Origin of the sequence: Leeuwenhoekiella marinoflava DSM 3653 (assembly GCF_900129005.1) — a bacterium.
Lineage (GTDB): Bacteria > Bacteroidota > Bacteroidia > Flavobacteriales > Flavobacteriaceae > Leeuwenhoekiella > Leeuwenhoekiella marinoflava.
Genome location: NZ_FQUN01000003.1, coordinates 49,613 through 67,355, shown reverse-complemented (window position 1 = coordinate 67,355; position 17,743 = coordinate 49,613). Strand labels below are relative to the sequence as shown.

Sequence of the window (17,743 nt, the reverse complement as noted above, 5' to 3'; positions counted from 1 at the left end):
CTTTAGCAGCAATTAAGACGGAAGACTTCCGTTTTCGATATATACAAATAACTAGATCCTGATCTTTTTAGATTAGAGATTTACAAACATATAGGATCTCATGGCGTGTGGAAATTGTGGTATAACCGTAAATGGTCAACCACGTGGTTGTCAAAATAATGGTACTTGCGGTACCGACGGATGTAATAAATTAACGGTCTTTGACTGGCTCTCAAATATGAGTTTGCCAGAGGGTCAGGAAGCTTTTGACTTTGTTGAAGTTCGCTTCAAAAACGGCCGTAAAGAATACGTGAAAAACGTAGATAAACTTCAGATTAATGTGGGAGAAGTACTCGCTGTTCAGGCAGCCTCTGGTCACGATATAGGTATCGTATCGCTTACCGGTGAACTGGTGCGCATACAGATGAAAAAGAAAAAAGTACCCTACAATACAGATGAATTTTTAAAAATATACCGTAAAGCCAATCAGAAAGATGTTGAGGTTTGGCAAGGTGTTAAAGATAGAGAAGAAGCCATTAAAGTACGTTCGCGACAAATAGCGATACGTTTAGGCTTACAAATGAAAATCTCTGATATAGAATTTCAGGGAGACGGTTCTAAAGCGACTTTCTTCTATACTGCAGAAGAGCGTGTAGATTTTAGACAATTGATTAAAGAATTTGCACAAGAATTTAGAACGCGTATTGAGATGCGTCAGATAGGTTTTAGGCAAGAGGCTGCGCGCTTAGGAGGTATAGGATCTTGTGGGCGTGAATTATGTTGCTCAACTTGGTTAACAGACTTTAGATCGGTTACTACGAGTGCGGCGCGTTACCAGCAACTTTCTTTAAATCCTCAAAAATTAGCCGGCCAGTGCGGTAAGCTAAAGTGCTGTTTAAACTATGAGTTAGACGCTTATCTGGATGCGCTTAAAGATTTCCCTAAAACAGAACAAAAGCTCAAAACCGAAAAAGGTACGGCAGTTTGCCAGAAGATAGATATTTTTCAGGGGCATTTGTGGTACGCTTACGAAGGCGAGTGGATGAACTGGCATAAGCTAACCACTACGCAGGCTAATGAGATTATTGAAGCAAACAAGAAAAATCAACCGGTAGCTAGCTTAGAAGAGTATGCAGCAGAGCTTCTTACTGATGCTAAAGTGGATTTTGGCAATGTAGTAGGGCAAGACAGTTTAACGCGTTTCGACAAGCCTAAGACTTTAAAAAAGCGTTCTAAGAACCGAAGAAAAAAAGGAAATTACCGAAAAAAGGGGCCTAAAAAAGATGCATAGAGTTTTTGGTGCGATTCTGGGTTTGTTCTGTTTCACATCTTGTGATAAGACAGCAGCCTTTCATGAATTCAAGTCTTTGCCAGACCATTGGCAAAGCGATTCCGCTGTGGTATTTAAAATTGAAGATTTAGACACTTTAGCACGTTATAATGCGTTTATAAGCTTGCGGAATGATAATTCTTATGCATTCAGTAATTTGTTTTTAATAACAGATATGCAGTTTCCTAATGGTAAAACCATTACAGATACCTTAGAGTACGAGATGGCTAGGCCAGACGGTACTTGGATGGGCAGTGGTTTTGGAGACTTAAAAGAAAGCAAACTTTGGTATAAAGAAAACATACAATTTAACGAGACAGGTACCTACACCTTTTCTATAAAACAGGCGATGCGTCGCAACGGAGACGTAGATCCTATTGCTGACCTAGAAGGAATCAGGGATGTAGGTTTACGTATTGAAAAAACAAAAGAACAACTAAATGGCTCAGAATAAAAAGAAGTCTGCAAAGCAGACAAAATCAACCAATTACCGACCGTATGTTAGAGGTTTTTGGATTTTATTTTTAGGCGGAATAGCATCTATAGTTTTAATATTTCTATTGGCTTCTTGGGGAGTCTTTGGTAAACTACCCACATTTGAAGAGCTAGAAAATCCCGAGAGTAATCTCGCTACAGAGATACTTTCTTCTGACGGAAAAACCCTGGGGAAATTTTACAATGAGAACCGTACTCCGGTTAAATATGAAGATTTACCACAAAATCTTATCGATGCTGTAGTTGCTACCGAAGACAGACGTTTTTATGAGCACTCTGGGATTGATATGCGTGGTACTGCGCGTGCTGTGGCATTTTTAGGTTCAAAAGGTGGGGCGAGTACCATCACACAACAGTTGGCAAAATTGCTTTTTTCTGATACACCCAGCAGCAAATTTGAGCGTGTTCTTCAAAAAGTGAAAGAATGGATTATTGCAGCACGTCTTGAACGGCAGTATACAAAGCAAGAAATAATAACCATGTACCTTAACAAGCAAGATTTCTTGTTTCAGGCAGTGGGAATACGTTCTGCTTCAAAAATTTATTTTGATAAAGAACCCATAGAATTACGCCCTGAAGAATCTGCGATCATTGCCGGAATGCTTAAAAATCCGCGTCAGTTTAATCCGTATCGGGAGATTTCAAAAGATAAATCACTAGAGCGTAGAAATACTGTTTTAGCCTTGATGGCAGAAACCGGAAAACTCACTCAAATCGAACGCGATAGTCTTACCGCTATGCCTATGGAAATTAACTTTTCTCCGGAAGGTCATGCAGATGGTATTGCGACTTATTTTAGAGAATATTTGCGAGCATTTATGTCTGATTGGATTGAACAAAATCCTAAAGGTGTTGATGCAGATGGTAACGAGGAATATTACAATATCTACCGCGACGGACTGGTAATTACAACTACAGTAGATTCTCGTATGCAGCGCTATGCAGAAGAAGCAGTAACTGCTCATATGGAAAATCTGCAACGTGAATTTGACAGACAAAACGAAAGAAACAAAACAGCTCCTTTTAGAGATATAACCGAAGAACAAGCAGCGTCTATTTTGAACCGTGCAATGCGTAATTCTGACCGCTGGAGAAAGATGGCTGCACGAGATATTTCTGTAGAACAAATCAAAGCCTCTTTTGATAAAGAGACTGATATGCGTGTTTTTATCTGGAAAGACGGCGCAAAGGAGATTGATACGGTGATGACACCTAGAGACAGTATCTTATACTATAAGCGTTTTCTGCGTGCAGGCTTACTCAGTATGACACCACAAACAGGTGAAGTAAAAGCCTGGGTAGGTGGTATTAACTATAAGCATTTTCAGTACGATCACGTAAAAACGGGTAAGAGACAAGTAGGTTCTACATTTAAGCCATTTTTATATGCCACAGCTATAGATCAGCTACACCTTTCGCCTTGCGATACGATTCCTAATATTCCTTATTGTATTCCTGCAGGAGAGATGGGAGCTCAAAAAGACTGGTGCCCAGAAAATTCGAGTGGTGATTATGGAGGTATGGTAACTTTAAAATCAGCGTTAGCACAATCAATAAATACTGTTTCTGCACGTTTGATGCATCGTGTAGGTCCAAGACCTGTTATAGATCTTATTGAAAAATTAGGTGTTGATACAGAGAATATTCCGGCAGTTCCTTCAATTGCATTAGGTACGGCAGATTTGAGTTTATTTGAGATGGTTTCTGCGTATTCTGCTTTTGCAAATAAAGGGGTACACGTAGAGCCGCAAATTGTATCGACCATCGTAGATAAAAACGGAACGATTCTTTATCAAAGCATTCCAGAGGCAAAAGATATTATTAGTCAGGAGTCTGCTTACGTAACGGTTAATTTGATGGAAGGTGTTACCCAATATGGTTCTGGTGCTAGATTGCGCTCAGGTGCTATAAACAATAGTGTCTATAAAAATGTAATTACTGGTCACCCGTATATGTTTAAGAACGCTATTGCAGGTAAAACGGGAACAACTCAAAATCAAAGTGACGGTTGGTTTATGGGTATGGTACCTAACCTTGTGAGTGGTGTTTGGGTAGGCGGTGATAATCGTTCGGTGCATTTCCCTTCTATAACTTACGGTCAGGGAGCGACTATGGCCTTACCTATCTGGGGTGTATTTATGAAGAAATGTTATGCAGATGAAGATCTGAAAATCTCCAAAGACGACTTTGAAAAACCTGAAAATCTTTCTATTCGTGTAGATTGTTCTGTACCTGCGGAAGGAAATCAAGGAATTGATTTACCTGACGAGTTAGACTTTTAAGAGCTGAAATTCAAGTGTAAAAGCGCAATTTTCTGCTATTATAGATAGCATAAAATACTGCTAAAAGATTGCTGTTAGAAAACGTATTTTGTAATTTTCTTATTCTAAAATGAGAAAATGATAACAAAAACGGTAGACTCGGTTTCTAATGCATTGCAAGGTGTCAAAGATGATATGACGTTGATGCTTGGCGGTTTTGGATTGAGCGGTATTCCGGAAAATGCAATTGCACATTTAGTCAAACTCAATGTAGAAGGATTGACCTGTATTTCTAACAATGCAGGTGTTGATGATTTTGGACTGGGTTTGTTACTTCAGAAGAAGCAAATCAAAAAAATGATTTCTTCGTATGTAGGAGAAAATGCTGAGTTTGAACGCCAAATGTTGAGCGGTGAACTCGATGTTGAGTTGATTCCGCAAGGTACTCTTGCTGAACGTTGCCGTGCTGCACAAGCCGGTTTTCCTGCTTTCTATACACCTGCAGGATACGGTACAGAAGTAGCCGAAGGTAAAGAAACCCGTGAGTTTGATGGTAAAATGTATGTCTTAGAACACGCCTTTAAGGCCGATTTTGCATTTATTAAAGCTTGGAAAGGTGACACTGCCGGAAATCTCATTTTTAAAGGAACTGCACGTAATTTTAACCCTGTAATGTGTGGTGCGGCAACTGTAACAGTTGCTGAGGTAGAAGAGTTGCTTCCGGCGGGAGAACTCGATCCTAATCAGATACACATTCCGGGAATCTTTGTTCAACGCATTTTTGAAGGAGCAAACTACGAAAAGCGTATTGAGCAACGTACAGTAAGAAAACGAGAAAACTAACTTCCAAATAATTTAAAACTAAATACAATAACAAATGGCACATTTAAGATTAGGAGATATAGCACCAAATTTTACAGTAGATACTACTGAAGGAGAAATCAATTTCCACGAATGGTTGGGTGACAGTTGGGGGATTTTATTCTCGCATCCGGCAGATTATACGCCGGTTTGTACTACAGAATTGGGTACCGTTGCAAACTACCATGGCGAATTTAAAAAGCGTAATGTGAAACCTATTGCATTGAGTGTTGACGGTGTTGCTTCGCATAAAGAGTGGATTAAAGATATTAATGAGACGCAAAACACGACGGTAGATTACCCTATAATTGGAGATGAAGACCACAAAGTGGCAGAGCTTTACGATATGATTCATCCCAATGCGAGTGAGAAAGCAACCGTACGTTCAGTTTTTGTGATCGGACCAGATAAGAAGATCAAATTGACACTGACCTATCCACCTTCAACGGGTCGTAATTTTGATGAAATTTTACGTGTTATTGATTCGCTTCAGCTTACAGCATATCACAAAGTAGCTACACCGGCTAATTGGAAAGATGGTGAAGATTGTGTGATTTCACCAAGTGTAAGCAATGAACAAATTCCAGAATTTTTCCCAAAAGGGCATACAGAAATTAAGCCTTATTTAAGAATGACTCCACAACCTAATAAATAAGATGTTAGACAAAAACGGAATCGCTAAGCGGATCGCTCGGGAAGTTAAAGATGGTTTTTATGTCAATCTTGGGATTGGTATACCTACGCTGGTAGCCAATTATGTGAGAGATGATATAGAAGTCGAATTTCAGAGTGAAAATGGGGTTTTAGGTATGGGACCTTTTCCATTTGAAGGAGAAGAAGATGCCGATATTATTAACGCCGGAAAACAAACCATTACCACGCTTAAAGGGGCTTCGTTTTTTGATTCTGCATTGAGCTTTTCGATGATTAGAGGACAGCATGTAGATCTCACTATTTTGGGCGCTATGGAAGTTGCCGAAAATGGAGATATCGCAAACTGGAAGATTCCGGGGAAAATGGTAAAAGGTATGGGTGGCGCAATGGATCTTGTTGCGAGTGCCGAAAATATTATTGTTGCAATGATGCATACCAATCGTACAGGGGATTCTAAGCTTTTAAAACGCTGTACTTTGCCGCTTACCGGCGTAGGCTGTGTTACTAAAATTGTAACCAATCTAGCTGTTCTTGAGGTGACTGAAAATGGTTTTAAACTTTTAGAACGCGCTCCGGAGGTTACGGTAGATGAAATCAAAGCTGCTACAGAAGGGCAATTAGAAATCCCAGATGAAGTGCCCGAAATGATTTTAGCTTAATTGTTTAATTACAAGTAATATAGGGGAGCCGTTTTTAACGGCTCCCTTTTTTATTCTATAAAGTGATTTTTTAATGCGGTAACATACATAGGTTTTTCAAATCATCGATTATAAGCATCTAAAAAGGATTAAAAACACTTTTTTTTAACTTTTTTTAAAGATTTTGCTGTTTTGAACTTGTAATAATTAGAAAATAAGTTATTTTAGCAAAGCCCAAATCAACGATTTACAAGAAAATTTAATTAAGTAGGAGTCCTTAATGTGTTAGCTTCAGAATAGGAGTATTTTGATGTTATGATTTGTTAAAAACCGCGGGGGAGTCCTGCGGTTTTATTTTTCAGATAACTAATTAATGAATACGATATGAATGCCTTTCTTCACCAAACGAAAATTACCTTTAAAGAAGTTTTAGCAACTGCAAATACCTTTCTCTTTCTAGCTAAAAAGGTATTCTTTTTTATGTTTTAAATTCCTTTTGGTATGGCATCTATAAGTTCTCGTGTATAAGAGCTTTTAGGATTTGCATAAACAGCATCGGCTTCGCCGGTTTCTTCAAATTGTCCGTTACGCATAACCAATAAACGGTCTGAAATATACTTTACTACCGCCAGATCGTGTGAGATAAACAAATACGTAAACTGGTAGGTTTCTTTTAAGTCATTTAAAAGGTTGAGTACTTGAGCCTGTACCGAAATATCCAACGCAGATACCGATTCATCACAAACAATAAACTTGGGTTTTACCGCAATCGTACGTGCAATCCCTATACGCTGGCGTTGACCACCACTAAACTCATGCGGATATCGGTCATAATGCTCAGGCAATAAACCCACTTGTTCGAGCAATTTTAGCGCTTCGGCTTTGCGTTCTTTTTTGGAGCCGTACAATTTATGAACCAGCATCGCTTCAGTGATCGATTGACCTACTGTTAATCGCGGATTCAAAGAAGAGTAGGGATCCTGAAATATAATCTGAATGTCTTTCCGCAGTTTCCGAAGTTCGTTTGACTTCAGTTTTGTCAAATCTTTTCCGTTGTATAAAATGCTTCCGGAAGTTGCCTTATCCAGCTGAAGAATTAAGTTTCCTAAAGTTGATTTTCCGCAGCCGCTTTCACCCACAAGTCCAAGCGTTTCGCCTTCGTAAATTTTAAAATTGACATTGTTTACTGCTTTTACAGTTTCGGTTTTACCAAAAAAGGAAACTTTAGCATAATATTCTTTCTGCGCGTTTTTAATCTCCAGCAATGGCGGTTTACTGTAGATATCCTGATGTTGTCTCTCACGAGTTTGAAAACTTACAGCTTGTGCTAAAGGTTTTCCGCCTAAAAAATCAGCAACAGTGGGGAGCTTAGCTAAACGTTCTGTGGTTGACGGTCGGGCATAAATCAGAGCTTTGGTGTAATCTTCCTGCGGGTTGTTAAAGATGGAAACTGCACTGCCGCGCTCTACGATCTTACCTCGGTACATAACCAGAACCCGATCTGCTATTTCACTAACCAAAGATAAATCGTGTGAAATGAAGAGAATACTCATCGCTGTTTGCTGTTGCAACTCTTTTAAGAGCAGAATAATCTCTTTTTGAACGGTAACATCAAGAGCAGTTGTGGGTTCATCAGCGATGAGTAATTGCGGTTTACAGGCAATCGCCATCGCGATCATTACGCGTTGTTTTTGACCACCACTTATCTCGTGCGGATAGGCTTTAAAAACACTCTTGGAACGAGGAAGTTTTACTTGCTCAAAGAGTCTTAAAGTTTCGGCTTTTGCCGCCTCGTGACTGATTTGCTGATGTCTTTTTAAGATTTCTGTGACTTGCTTGCCGCAGCGCATTGAAGGGTTCAACGAACTCATAGGTTCTTGAAAAATCATAGAAATCGCGTTACCTCTTATCTTCTGAAGTTGTGCATCTGAATAGGTGAGTAGATCTTTTCCTTCAAAAAGGATCTTTCCGGAAATTACTTCAGAAATACGTTTAGGCAGCAAGCCCAAAACGGCCAGATTGGTCACAGATTTACCCGAGCCAGACTCACCAACAACGCCCACAATTTCGTTTGTATACACTGCAAAATTAACGTCATGCAAAACGGTGTTGAGTTTATTGCCGGTTTTAAAACCTATGCTTAGATTTTCTACTGAAAGAAGTGCTGTTTTATTCACACTTTAAAATTACAATATCTGTTTGTTCTATACCGAAGTGACTTCAGATTCCTCCAGAAGTTTTTCATTACGTAGGCGTAAAACGATCTGAGCAACCGCAACTACGTCGCGTTTGCAATATTCTACGATGCGTTTAAGATCTTTTTCTTTATAAAAAACATCGCGTACCTGACTGCCATCTATATCTGTTTTTGGGGAAGGAATATCTAAAATTTTAGTGAGCAGTTTTAAAGAAGTGTAATGTTTGTAATCGCCAAATTTCCACAACTCTAAGGTGTCCAGATGTGGTACTTCCCAGGGTTTTTTACCAAATAGATCCAGCTTAAACGGAAGCTTAATGCCATTTACAATCATACGCCTAGCAATAAACGGAAAGTCAAATTCTTTACCATTATGCGCACAAAGCACGTGTTGTGGTTTGTTATAGTGTTCGCCGAGTAACTTCTTGAAATCCAGCAATTGTTGTTGTTCAGAACCGTGAAAAGAGGTTGTTCTAAAATTGCGTTGCTCCCCAGAATGGTGAAAATATCCCACTGAAATACACACGATCTTCCCAAATTCTGCCCAGATACCGGCACGATCATAAAATGCCTCAGCAGTGAATTCATCTTTACGTTGATATTCGGTTTTATCAGCATACAGCTGTTGTAAATCTGCATCCAAATCATTAAAATTCTCGTATTGTGGTACGGTTTCAATATCCAGAAACAGAATGTTTTCAAGTTGGAGTCGGGAGATCATATTCAGTTCATTTTATACGCTTCTTCAAGGTAGGTTTCTAATTCATCGGGGTAAAAGGTTTCATTAATCTCACCGCGACTATGCCCCAGTCTTACAACAATGAGATCATCTTCGGGAATCACCATCACATATTGCCCAAGATGCCCACGCATCATAAATACCTTTTTGCCTTTAAAATCTTTCAGCCAAAAGCCATAACCGTATGGCTCACCTGCAAAACGTGGTGTGATCGATTTGGCAACAAAAGTAGAGTCTAGAATTTGGGTGCCATTCCATTTACCATAGTCCTTGTAAAGTTTTCCAAGACGGGCAAAATCAAGTGCATTAGAGGCGATGCAGCAATATGCTTTGACGAGACCACCTTCTTCGCTGTCTAGCTGCCAAAGCGCATCTTGGTTAGCTCCAAGTGGTTTCCAGAAACTTTCAGAAAGATATGTGGATAACTTTTTACTGGTCGCACGTTCCAGAACCATTGCTAATAATTGGGTGTTGCCGCTGAGATATGTGTAACTGGTGCCTGACTCATCTTTCACTCCTAAATTAAGTATTAAAGGCTCCAAATCATCATCAAAATAAGCACGTGTTGTAACAGAAAACAGACTGTAATACGACTCATCCCAGTTGAGACCGCTAGCCATGGAAGCGAGATCGCCTACAGTCATTTTTGCAGCTGTTCCTGTTGAATATTCTGAAATAAAATCTCCAACCGGTTGATCGAGACTTTTGATATATTCGTCTTTAATAGCTTTTCCCAGCATTGCCGAAACATAGCTTTTTGCCATCGAGAAGGAATTACTTTTAGAACCCTGACTAAAACCATCGTAATAGTCCTCAAAAACCAAGCTGTCATTTTTGATAACCACATACGCGATAGAACCAAATTTTTGATGAATATTCATCAACGAATCACTGAGTGTATAGGTATTATAACGGGTTGCTTTGGGCCAAGGTTGAGCCGTTCCACTAGAAATTGTAGCATTATCAAACTTTTTATAATCCTCTAAATATGCCGTGGTATGCCCGGTAAAATAAATGGTACGCACCGCCTTGATCAGATAATCATAGTCAAGTATATAGAGTGCGAGTATTAGCACAGCGATGAGGCTGACGAGACTTAATAGAATTCGCTTGAGTATTTTCATACTTTAAAGATACCCAAAAAGGTGAAAAATTTAAATGCTGAATTGATTCTAAAACAAACGTTGTTGCGTAACCGGACTTTCGTGCTCCAGCAACCATTTTTTGCGCCAAATGCCACCAGCGTAACCAGTCATAGAATTATCACTGCCAATCACCCGATGGCAGGGAATGATGATTGAAATAGGGTTTTTCCCGTTGGCGGAAGCTGCTGCGCGAATGACTTTAGGATCGCCTAAGTTTTTTGCCATTTGTAAATAGGAAGTGGTTTTACCAAAAGGAATTTGAGCCAATTCTTGCCAAACACGTTTCTGAAAATCGGTACCCTGTGGATTCAATTTAAGATCGAAAGTAGTGCGTTTTCCATCAAAATATTCTCGTATTTGATTTACTGAATCAGACAATTCATCAGGAATTGTTTCGCTTTGCGGAAGCTCTTCATCAACAAATTCAACGGCTACAAGTCCGGCTGAATCGCCTTCAATTCTTAAAATTCCGAGGGGAGTTTTTAAAAATACTTCACTCATTCTGAAGGTTTATCAGAGTCTGGCATATCTTCCCGTTTTACATCTGTATTATGTTGAGGTGAGAGTTCTACATTTATACGTTGAGTAGTTGCTTTTTCTAACGGGATTCCCATACGTTTTGCGCGACGTTCCCAGTTTTTACGAGCTTGAACCTGCATATCTTCAATAGTATCGCTTTCGTCCATAATTTCGAGTCCCAGAAGGGTTTCGATGATGTCTTCCATCGTTACGATACCTATGGTGTTTCCAAATTCATCTGTGACCAAAGCCAAATGATCTCTACTCTTTACAAAAGTGTCAAAAAGCAGTGGTATGGGTTGGTCTGAATCAACAATCAGAATATCGCGTTTAATATCAGCTAGGGTTTTTTCACCATGCTCTTCTACGATTTCCTCGAGCACATCATCTTTAAGAATAAAGCCGGTGATGTTGTGTGATTTTTCTTCGTAAATAGGGATTCTCGAGAATTTTAAATGCGGATGCGCTTTCTGAAATTCTTTTAAAGTAGTGCTTTGATCTTCGGTCACAACAACCGGAAACGGCGTCATCACATCTTTTGCCATAACCGATTTAAAGACTAATAAATTTTTAATTACTGTAGTCTCATTATCTTCAAAAACACCTTCTTTTTCGGCAGCATCAGTAAGTGCCATAAATTCTTCACGGCTCATTGTACTTACGTGCGCAGATTTCCCCACGAGCTTCGTTACTTGCATCAAGATCCATAGAATACCGGTATATTTTAAAAAGACGAGAATTAAGGTTAGGGCTTTAGCTGTGAAATTCCCAAGAGATTTCCAGTAAGTAGCGCCTATTGTCTTTGGTATAATCTCGGAAAGCACAAGAATCAATAGCGTCATTATTGTAGAAACAATCGCGACAAAATTGAGTCCTAAAATTGAAAAATCCCAGCCAGACTCAGCAGCCATAGTACCGGCCTGTTCTCCCACTAAAATAGCACCTACGGTGTGAGCAATCGTATTTAAGGTAAGTATGGCAATTAAAGGCTTGTCTATGTCTTTTTTAAAATTGGCCAAGGTTTTGGCGTAAGCATGACCTTCTTTGGTTTTAATTCGTATAAAACTAGGGGTAACACTCAGTAAAACTGCCTCTAAGATTGAACAGAGAAATGAGAAAAATATCGAGATAAACGCAAATGCGATAAGTAAAGCCATTGGTTAGGTTTGATTTGTGATAAATATAAAACAAATCAAAAGGTCTAACCAATGGGTTAAGAAAAGCTTAGTTTATTTTTAAAACAATAAAGCCTTTTTCAAAAATTTAGTTTAGCAATCAAGATACTTTACAAATACGACTTCGATTTCCTTAAAGTTGACAATGAACGATGAATCTGAATTTTCGTTTAAGTAGTCAAAGTGATCTATTGGGTCAAAATCAAGTAAAATAAAATCTCCTTTCCTTTCTAGAAGTCCCTCTTTAATGCCATTATGTTTTTTAAGTAAAACCGATCAATATTTGAAAAAATGATATTCCTTAAAATCAAATGGATTGTTTCGTACTTATAATTATTCAAATGGTTTGAGCAGATTATGGAAATTTTGATTTCACTGGGCTCTTTACTTGTTTCAACGGAATTGATCCAGGAATCTGAAAATGAACCGTATTTATCAATAATGTCTTTTAACATTAACTTAGACTAAGAAATCAAATTAATCAACCTATTACCACCCCGTATACCGAGGAGGCTTAATACTATTAAGATTTAGATAAACAATTAGTTGTCCACGATGATGCGTCACGTGATCGTGTAGTAAATTAAGTATCTGAAGTCGGGATTTTTCACCCGCAAAGAAATCTACAGATTCAGCTAAGCGCTCATTAGGAAAGTCATTCACCGTTCTATAAACGAGATCAAATGAATTTGAAAGATTCATGATAATACGCTGCTTTGGGTTTTCTAGACTGCTAACTTCAGCTTCTTGTTTGTTAAAATAGGTTGTTGCTAGCCACTCTATATTAGAATTTATATGTTCTAATTGCTCGCCAAAACTCATTTCCCGCGCTGTAGGTTTATAAGCATAAAGAGAATCTGGCATTTCTTGAGCAATAGCAATCAAATAATCTTTTGAGTTTTGCCATTTCTCTAGCCAGGCTTTTTTATACAGGTCATCTTGAGCTTGAGTGTTATGTATGCCCATAATTAAAACGACGAGAATTAGAAATTTGGGCATCATTTAGGAGATTAATTTCACCACATCTTTAGCAAAATAACTAGCGATTAGATCAGCACCAGCACGTTTGATCGCGTAGGTTTGCTCCAGAACAACTGCATCGTGATCGAGCCATCCTTTTTCTGCGGCAGCTTTGATCATTGCATACTCACCACTTACCTGATACACAGAAACGGGAACGTTTACCGTATTCTTAATATCGCGCACGATATCTAGATAGCATAATCCGGGTTTTACCATTACAATGTCTGCACCTTCTTCAATATCCATCAAGGTTTCTTTAATGGCTTCGTCGCGGTTGGCGTAATCCATCTGATACGTTTTTTTATCTTTAGGAACATCTTTTAAATTTACCGGAGCGCTGTCTAACGCATCTCTAAACGGACCGTAAAAAGCAGAGGCATATTTAGCCGAATAGCTCATGATACCTACATCGTGGTGACCTTCATCTTCAAGCAAGGTTCGCATTTCAAAAATGCGACCGTCCATCATATCGCTGGGAGCGATAAAATCTGCTCCTGCATTAGCATGCGAAAGTCCCATTTCTGCAAGCACTGCGCTAGAATCATCGTTGATGATTTTTCCGCCGCCTACAATACCGTCGTGGCCAAAAGAAGAGAACGGGTCAAGCGCTACATCGGTCATCACCACCATTTGCGGCTCGGCATCTTTAACCGTTTTAATCGCACGCTGCATCAATCCGTTTGGATTTAAAGCTTCGGTACCGGCATTGTCCTTAAGCTTGTCATCAACTTTAACAAAAAGCAAAATGCTTTTTAAACCCATCTTCCAGAGTACCTTCGTCTCTTTTACAAGGTTGTCTAAACTAAGGCGGTAATAGCCCGGCATCGACGCGATTTCATCTTTTACACCTTTTCCTTCAACAACAAAAAGCGGAACGATAAAATCATTAGGGGATATACTGGTTTCACGCACAAGCGAGCGCATAGCTTCAGAGGTGCGTAATCTGCGATTTCTTCTTAGTGGGAACATAATTCTTATTTTTTATTCTTATTTGATTTGTTAAACCCAATCTCTAGGATTCTCTAACACATCGACCAGTTTAGCTTCTGCACTGCCCGGTTCTGGGTGGTGGTCGTAACGCCATTGTACATGGGGAGGGAGGCTCATTAAAATACTTTCAATCCTTCCATTTGTTTTGAGACCAAAGAGCGTCCCTTTATCGTGTACAAGATTGAATTCTACATAGCGACCGCGGCGTACTTCCTGCCAATTGCGTTCTTTTTCGCCGTAAGGCAAATCTTTACGTTTATCCAAAATAGGAGTATAGGCACCCAGAAAGCTATCGCCAACTTGTGTGACAAAATTATACCAGTCTTGCATAGAGCGCTCATCTGTTGCTTTGAGATAATCAAAAAATAAACCGCCTAATCCACGGGCTTCGCCACGGTGACTGTTGTGAAAATACGCGTCACAGCGCATTTTATATTGTTGGTAGAATTCCGGATCATGGGCATCGCAAGCTGTTTTGCAAGTTTGATGAAAATGCACCGCATCTTCTTCAAACAAATAATAAGGTGTTAAATCTTGACCGCCACCAAACCAAGAATCTACGATGTTACCTTCTTTATCGAGCATTTCAAAATACCGCCAGTTTGCGTGCACAGTAGGGGCAAACGGATTTTTAGGGTGAATCACCAAGCTCAATCCGCAGGCAAAAAAATCTACATCGCCTACGTTAAAATATTTTTGCATCGCCGGGGCAAGCGGACCGTGAACTTCAGAAATGTTTACGCCGCCTTTCTCGATAACCGCACCGTTTTCAAGCACTCGGGTGCGACCGCCTCCGCCTTCTTTACGTTGCCACAAGTCTTCTTTAAAAGTTGCCTCACCTTCAATAGCTTCAAGCTTTGCGGTGATAGTATTTTGTAAATTTTTTATGTAGTTTACAAACTGATCTCTCATTTGTACGTTACTTTTTTAAGACATAAAGCTCCATATCCTGAGCTTTGCCTCGCAGGGGTTTAAATTCTTTTTCTAAGGTGCTGTGCCAGATAAAACCGGTACGTTGTGCGACCTCAATACTTTTTTCATTACTGTTGTGGGTAATGATTTTATAATGGTTTATGTTATGATTTACAAAACCATAATCTGCTATGCGCTCAACGGCTTCTGAGATCCAACCACGACCTCTAAAGCGTTTTGCAAGACAATAAGCGATTTCACCTTCGGCATTATTCAGATCTATTTCTTTTAGGATTACCAAACCGGCTAACTCGGGATGAATTGTGGTAAACAAGCCAAAGTAAAACGTCTTTTTCTCCTCACCGAGCTCGATAGCTTTTTCAATCAATGCTTTAGAAGCTTTAATGGTTTTGGTTTGCTTGTAGGTTTCGGGGAAATATTGCTTAAAGGAGTCTTTATTTTCTTTAAATAGAAAATTCAAAGCTTTGGCATCATCGGTTTCTAAAAGCCTCAACTCATATTCTGGTTCTTCACTCATGGGTTTGTTGTTCTAAAAGTTCAAGCGTTGTTTTGCTTGCGGCAGTAACCGAAATGGGCAAAACCAAAATAATTCCTACAACAGGAATCAATAAAAACAGCATAAAAACAATTCCGTTTCCTATGGCAAATCCGCGATTAGCTTTTACAAAGTTAATGCTTTCACGGTATGGAAAATGGCGTTCTAGCGTATAATCCATATTTCCAAAACCGGCATAATATGCCTGAATGAGAAACAATAAAATAGTGGAAATAATACCTACAACGGGAATAAAACTCAACAGCAAAAGTGGAATGCTTAGTAGCAGCTCCCAGGCTAAATTCCGTAGGTTTATTTTTATCCCGCGAACGAGTTGACCGGCATTTGTGGTGTCTCGATGTTGATGCACTCCCGAATAAAAATGCGCTTCTATCTTTTCTGAAACCGGACTCATAAAAGGCGCAGAGAACGCCATAATAATGTGCTTATACGCAATGAGTCCGAGTGCGATAATAATTAGAGCACCTACTATTGCGCTTATGGTTTCTACAGTTTGCGCTCCCCATTCCCAAATCCAAAGCTGTGCAATAAAATGGCCAATGTTGTCTGAAAGTCCGTAAGCAGTAATCCCAATCCCAAGAGCTGTAAAAAAACTAATAGCCATAGGCACGGCAAAAAACTTCCATAAACGCAGTTTACGCATCAGACTTATAGAATCTTTATAAGCCGAAAGTCCGCTAAAAATAGATTGTATCATAGGGCTAAAATATAAACCAAATTTAACGGATGTTGCTTAGTTTCTTCAGCTTGTGTAATTTGAATAGCTTTTTCGGCTTCGGTTTTCAAGAATTCAAGAGTCTCTGTTTCAGTGGATGTAACCAGTTCTTTCAGTTTTTGAATTCCAAAGTTATTATTGTGCAAATCCATTGCGCGATCTAACTGGTTATTTACAAATATCTCCTCGTGCAGATTGGTAAATTGTTTTGGCCAGTTTTTGGCTTTTTCCAGATTATCAGATTTCCGGTAGACTTCTTGTCCTAATAAAACCGTCCATAACGCGTGTCTAAACGCATTGCCGCGATTGCTTTTATGATGAGTGTTACCATAAACTTGAGTTGCAAGGTGCATCGCTTTTTTTGAAGCACGAGCTGTTAAAAATACATAACCGGGATGCGCAATAAAAAGAGTGGCAAGCTTAAAAAGTTGAGCAAAGCTCATAGATTTTAAACGTGCCCGTATACTCATCGCTCTGCTTTATATTCTTTTACCGCTTCAATAAATGCTCCTGCATTTTCTAACGGAATATTTGGCAAAATACCGTGCCCCAGATTTACAATGTATTTGTCTTTACCAAAGGCATCAATCATTTCAGTAACCATACGTTTGATTTCTACCGGAGGCGAAAACAAGCGAGTAGGATCAAAATTACCTTGTAATGTGATGTTGCCACCGCTTAAGTAACGCGCGTTACGCGGACTGCACGTCCAGTCTACACCTAATGCCGAAGCACCACTTTTTGCCATATCTCCTAGTGCAAACCAGCAGCCTTTTCCAAAAGCAATAACCGGAATTTCGTTTTTTAAAGCATCAATTATTTGCTGAATATAGTTCCAACTGAACTCTTGATAATCAACAGGAGAGAGCATACCGCCCCAACTGTCAAAAACCTGAACCGCATTAACACCGGCTTTTACTTTTTCCTTTAAATACAGAATAGTTGTGTCTGTAATTTTCTGAAGTAAAGCGTGGGCAGCTGCAGGCTTTGTAAAGCAAAATTCTTTAGCGATATCAAAATTCTTAGATCCTTGCCCTTGCACGCAATAACATAGAATCGTCCACGGACTACCGGCAAAACCAATCAACGGTATTTCGTCATTGAGTTTTTCTTTGGTCATTTTAATCGCATCCATCACATAACCCAAGGTGTCATTGATGTCTGGAACAATCACGCTGTCTAACTGTTCTATAGAACGAATAGGATCTGGTAACCAAGGCCCAACTCCCGGCTTCATTTCCACATCAATATTCATCGCCTGCGGAATCACTAAAATATCACTAAACAAAATCGCAGCATCCATACCGTAACGACGGATGGGTTGCACGGTGATTTCACTGGCAAGTTCTGGAGTTTGGCAGCGCGTAAAGAAATCGTACTTGGTCTTTATTTCCTGAAATTCAGGTAAGTAGCGACCCGCCTGCCGCATCATCCAAACCGGAGGACGCTCAACCGTTTCTCCTTTTAATGCTCTTAAAAATAAATCGTTCTTAATCATAATTATTGTGTCATCTCGAGCGCAGTCGAGAGTTT

18 protein-coding genes are annotated in these 17,743 nt (G+C 39.4%); 6 read left to right on the top strand and 12 right to left on the bottom strand.

The window, feature by feature from the left end; translation table 11 throughout:
• Nucleotides 1-100: 100 nt before the first annotated feature.
• The 6 genes from BUB91_RS00300 (at nt 101) to BUB91_RS00275 (ending at nt 6,239) form a co-directional block, all read left to right on the top strand.
• On the top strand, nt 101-1,270 hold the full coding sequence (locus BUB91_RS00300) for a PSP1 domain-containing protein (RefSeq protein WP_073095668.1): 1,170 nt from the start codon (nt 101-103) through the stop codon (nt 1,268-1,270).
• Nucleotides 1,263-1,763: a gliding motility lipoprotein GldH gene (locus BUB91_RS00295; protein WP_073095665.1), complete on the top strand. Its 501-nt coding sequence runs from the start codon at nt 1,263-1,265 to the stop codon at nt 1,761-1,763. The genes BUB91_RS00300 and BUB91_RS00295 overlap by 8 nt, the downstream gene beginning before the upstream one ends.
• Nucleotides 1,750-4,086: a penicillin-binding protein 1A gene (locus BUB91_RS00290; protein ID WP_073095663.1), complete on the top strand. Its 2,337-nt coding sequence runs from the start codon at nt 1,750-1,752 to the stop codon at nt 4,084-4,086. Before BUB91_RS00295 ends, BUB91_RS00290 begins: the two co-directional genes overlap by 14 nt.
• A gap of 117 nt (nt 4,087-4,203) precedes the next feature.
• Nucleotides 4,204-4,908, top strand: coding sequence for a CoA transferase subunit A (locus tag BUB91_RS00285; RefSeq protein ID WP_073095662.1), 705 nt, complete (start codon nt 4,204-4,206; stop codon nt 4,906-4,908).
• Nucleotides 4,909-4,942: 34 nt separating this feature from the next.
• Nucleotides 4,943-5,581, top strand: a complete 639-nt coding sequence (locus BUB91_RS00280; RefSeq protein WP_073095660.1) for a peroxiredoxin — start codon at nt 4,943-4,945, stop codon at nt 5,579-5,581.
• Between the two features lies 1 nt (nt 5,582).
• On the top strand, nt 5,583-6,239 hold the full coding sequence (locus BUB91_RS00275; RefSeq protein WP_073095658.1) for a 3-oxoacid CoA-transferase subunit B: 657 nt from the start codon (nt 5,583-5,585) through the stop codon (nt 6,237-6,239).
• Between the two features lie 464 nt (nt 6,240-6,703).
• On the opposite strand, the gene BUB91_RS00270 is transcribed toward BUB91_RS00275, so the two are convergent.
• The 12 genes from BUB91_RS00270 to hemE form a co-directional block, all read right to left on the bottom strand.
• Nucleotides 6,704-8,395, bottom strand: coding sequence for an ABC transporter ATP-binding protein (locus BUB91_RS00270; protein ID WP_073095656.1), 1,692 nt, complete (start codon nt 8,393-8,395; stop codon nt 6,704-6,706).
• A 27-nt stretch (nt 8,396-8,422) separates the two neighbouring features.
• Entirely contained in the window at nt 8,423-9,136 is a 714-nt protein-coding gene (locus BUB91_RS00265) for a 3'-5' exonuclease (protein WP_073095654.1), read from the bottom strand.
• 2 nt (nt 9,137-9,138) lie between these two features.
• Complete coding sequence (locus BUB91_RS00260) at nt 9,139-10,278, bottom strand: serine hydrolase domain-containing protein (protein WP_073095652.1); 1,140 nt, start codon at nt 10,276-10,278, stop codon at nt 9,139-9,141.
• A gap of 48 nt (nt 10,279-10,326) precedes the next feature.
• A complete protein-coding gene (locus tag BUB91_RS00255; protein ID WP_073095650.1) occupies nt 10,327-10,800 on the bottom strand; it encodes a methylated-DNA--[protein]-cysteine S-methyltransferase in 474 nt (157 codons plus the stop codon).
• A complete protein-coding gene (locus tag BUB91_RS00250) occupies nt 10,797-11,975 on the bottom strand; it encodes a CNNM domain-containing protein (RefSeq protein ID WP_073095648.1) in 1,179 nt (392 codons plus the stop codon). The genes BUB91_RS00255 and BUB91_RS00250 overlap by 4 nt, the downstream gene beginning before the upstream one ends.
• 507 nt (nt 11,976-12,482) lie before the next feature.
• Nucleotides 12,483-12,959 carry a DinB family protein gene (locus tag BUB91_RS00245; RefSeq protein ID WP_241652685.1) on the bottom strand — a complete coding sequence of 159 codons (477 nt, stop codon included), beginning with the start codon at nt 12,957-12,959 and terminating at the stop codon, nt 12,483-12,485.
• Between the two features lie 36 nt (nt 12,960-12,995).
• Nucleotides 12,996-13,985 carry a porphobilinogen synthase gene (gene hemB, locus BUB91_RS00240; RefSeq protein WP_073095646.1) on the bottom strand — a complete coding sequence of 330 codons (990 nt, stop codon included), beginning with the start codon at nt 13,983-13,985 and terminating at the stop codon, nt 12,996-12,998.
• A 30-nt stretch (nt 13,986-14,015) separates the two neighbouring features.
• On the bottom strand, nt 14,016-14,918 hold the full coding sequence (gene hemF, locus BUB91_RS00235; RefSeq protein WP_073095644.1) for an oxygen-dependent coproporphyrinogen oxidase: 903 nt from the start codon (nt 14,916-14,918) through the stop codon (nt 14,016-14,018).
• Between the two features lie 7 nt (nt 14,919-14,925).
• Nucleotides 14,926-15,456 carry a GNAT family N-acetyltransferase gene (locus BUB91_RS00230; RefSeq protein WP_073095642.1) on the bottom strand — a complete coding sequence of 177 codons (531 nt, stop codon included), beginning with the start codon at nt 15,454-15,456 and terminating at the stop codon, nt 14,926-14,928.
• The gene (locus BUB91_RS00225) at nt 15,449-16,192 is read right to left on the bottom strand and encodes an EI24 domain-containing protein (protein WP_073095640.1); all 744 of its coding nucleotides are present in this window, start codon (nt 16,190-16,192) and stop codon (nt 15,449-15,451) included. Before BUB91_RS00225 ends, BUB91_RS00230 begins: the two co-directional genes overlap by 8 nt.
• Nucleotides 16,189-16,680, bottom strand: a complete 492-nt coding sequence (locus tag BUB91_RS00220) for a DUF6973 domain-containing protein (protein WP_073095638.1) — start codon at nt 16,678-16,680, stop codon at nt 16,189-16,191. The genes BUB91_RS00225 and BUB91_RS00220 overlap by 4 nt, the downstream gene beginning before the upstream one ends.
• Nucleotides 16,677-17,708, bottom strand: coding sequence for a uroporphyrinogen decarboxylase (gene hemE / locus BUB91_RS00215; protein ID WP_073095636.1), 1,032 nt, complete (start codon nt 17,706-17,708; stop codon nt 16,677-16,679). The genes BUB91_RS00220 and hemE overlap by 4 nt, the downstream gene beginning before the upstream one ends.
• Nucleotides 17,709-17,743: the final 35 nt, after the last annotated feature.

Excerpts from the sequence above, each read along its gene's own strand:
- BUB91_RS00300 (WP_073095668.1), top strand. The coding sequence starts at position 101 with ATGGCGTGTGGAAATTGTGGTATAACCGTAAATGGTCAACCACGTGGT.
- BUB91_RS00295 (WP_073095665.1), top strand. The coding sequence starts at position 1,263 with ATGCATAGAGTTTTTGGTGCGATTCTGGGTTTGTTCTGTTTCACATCT.
- BUB91_RS00290 (WP_073095663.1), top strand. The coding sequence starts at position 1,750 with ATGGCTCAGAATAAAAAGAAGTCTGCAAAGCAGACAAAATCAACCAAT.
- BUB91_RS00285 (WP_073095662.1), top strand. The coding sequence starts at position 4,204 with ATGATAACAAAAACGGTAGACTCGGTTTCTAATGCATTGCAAGGTGTC.
- BUB91_RS00280 (WP_073095660.1), top strand. The coding sequence starts at position 4,943 with ATGGCACATTTAAGATTAGGAGATATAGCACCAAATTTTACAGTAGAT.
- BUB91_RS00275 (WP_073095658.1), top strand. The coding sequence starts at position 5,583 with ATGTTAGACAAAAACGGAATCGCTAAGCGGATCGCTCGGGAAGTTAAA.
- BUB91_RS00265 (WP_073095654.1), bottom strand. The coding sequence starts at position 9,136 with ATGATCTCCCGACTCCAACTTGAAAACATTCTGTTTCTGGATATTGAA.
- BUB91_RS00260 (WP_073095652.1), bottom strand. The coding sequence starts at position 10,278 with ATGAAAATACTCAAGCGAATTCTATTAAGTCTCGTCAGCCTCATCGCT.
- BUB91_RS00255 (WP_073095650.1), bottom strand. The coding sequence starts at position 10,800 with ATGAGTGAAGTATTTTTAAAAACTCCCCTCGGAATTTTAAGAATTGAA.
- BUB91_RS00250 (WP_073095648.1), bottom strand. The coding sequence starts at position 11,975 with ATGGCTTTACTTATCGCATTTGCGTTTATCTCGATATTTTTCTCATTT.
- BUB91_RS00245 (WP_241652685.1), bottom strand. The coding sequence starts at position 12,959 with ATGGGCATACATAACACTCAAGCTCAAGATGACCTGTATAAAAAAGCC.
- hemB (WP_073095646.1), bottom strand. The coding sequence starts at position 13,985 with ATGTTCCCACTAAGAAGAAATCGCAGATTACGCACCTCTGAAGCTATG.
- hemF (WP_073095644.1), bottom strand. The coding sequence starts at position 14,918 with ATGAGAGATCAGTTTGTAAACTACATAAAAAATTTACAAAATACTATC.
- BUB91_RS00230 (WP_073095642.1), bottom strand. The coding sequence starts at position 15,456 with ATGAGTGAAGAACCAGAATATGAGTTGAGGCTTTTAGAAACCGATGAT.
- BUB91_RS00225 (WP_073095640.1), bottom strand. The coding sequence starts at position 16,192 with ATGATACAATCTATTTTTAGCGGACTTTCGGCTTATAAAGATTCTATA.
- BUB91_RS00220 (WP_073095638.1), bottom strand. The coding sequence starts at position 16,680 with ATGAGTATACGGGCACGTTTAAAATCTATGAGCTTTGCTCAACTTTTT.
- hemE (WP_073095636.1), bottom strand. The coding sequence starts at position 17,708 with ATGATTAAGAACGATTTATTTTTAAGAGCATTAAAAGGAGAAACGGTT.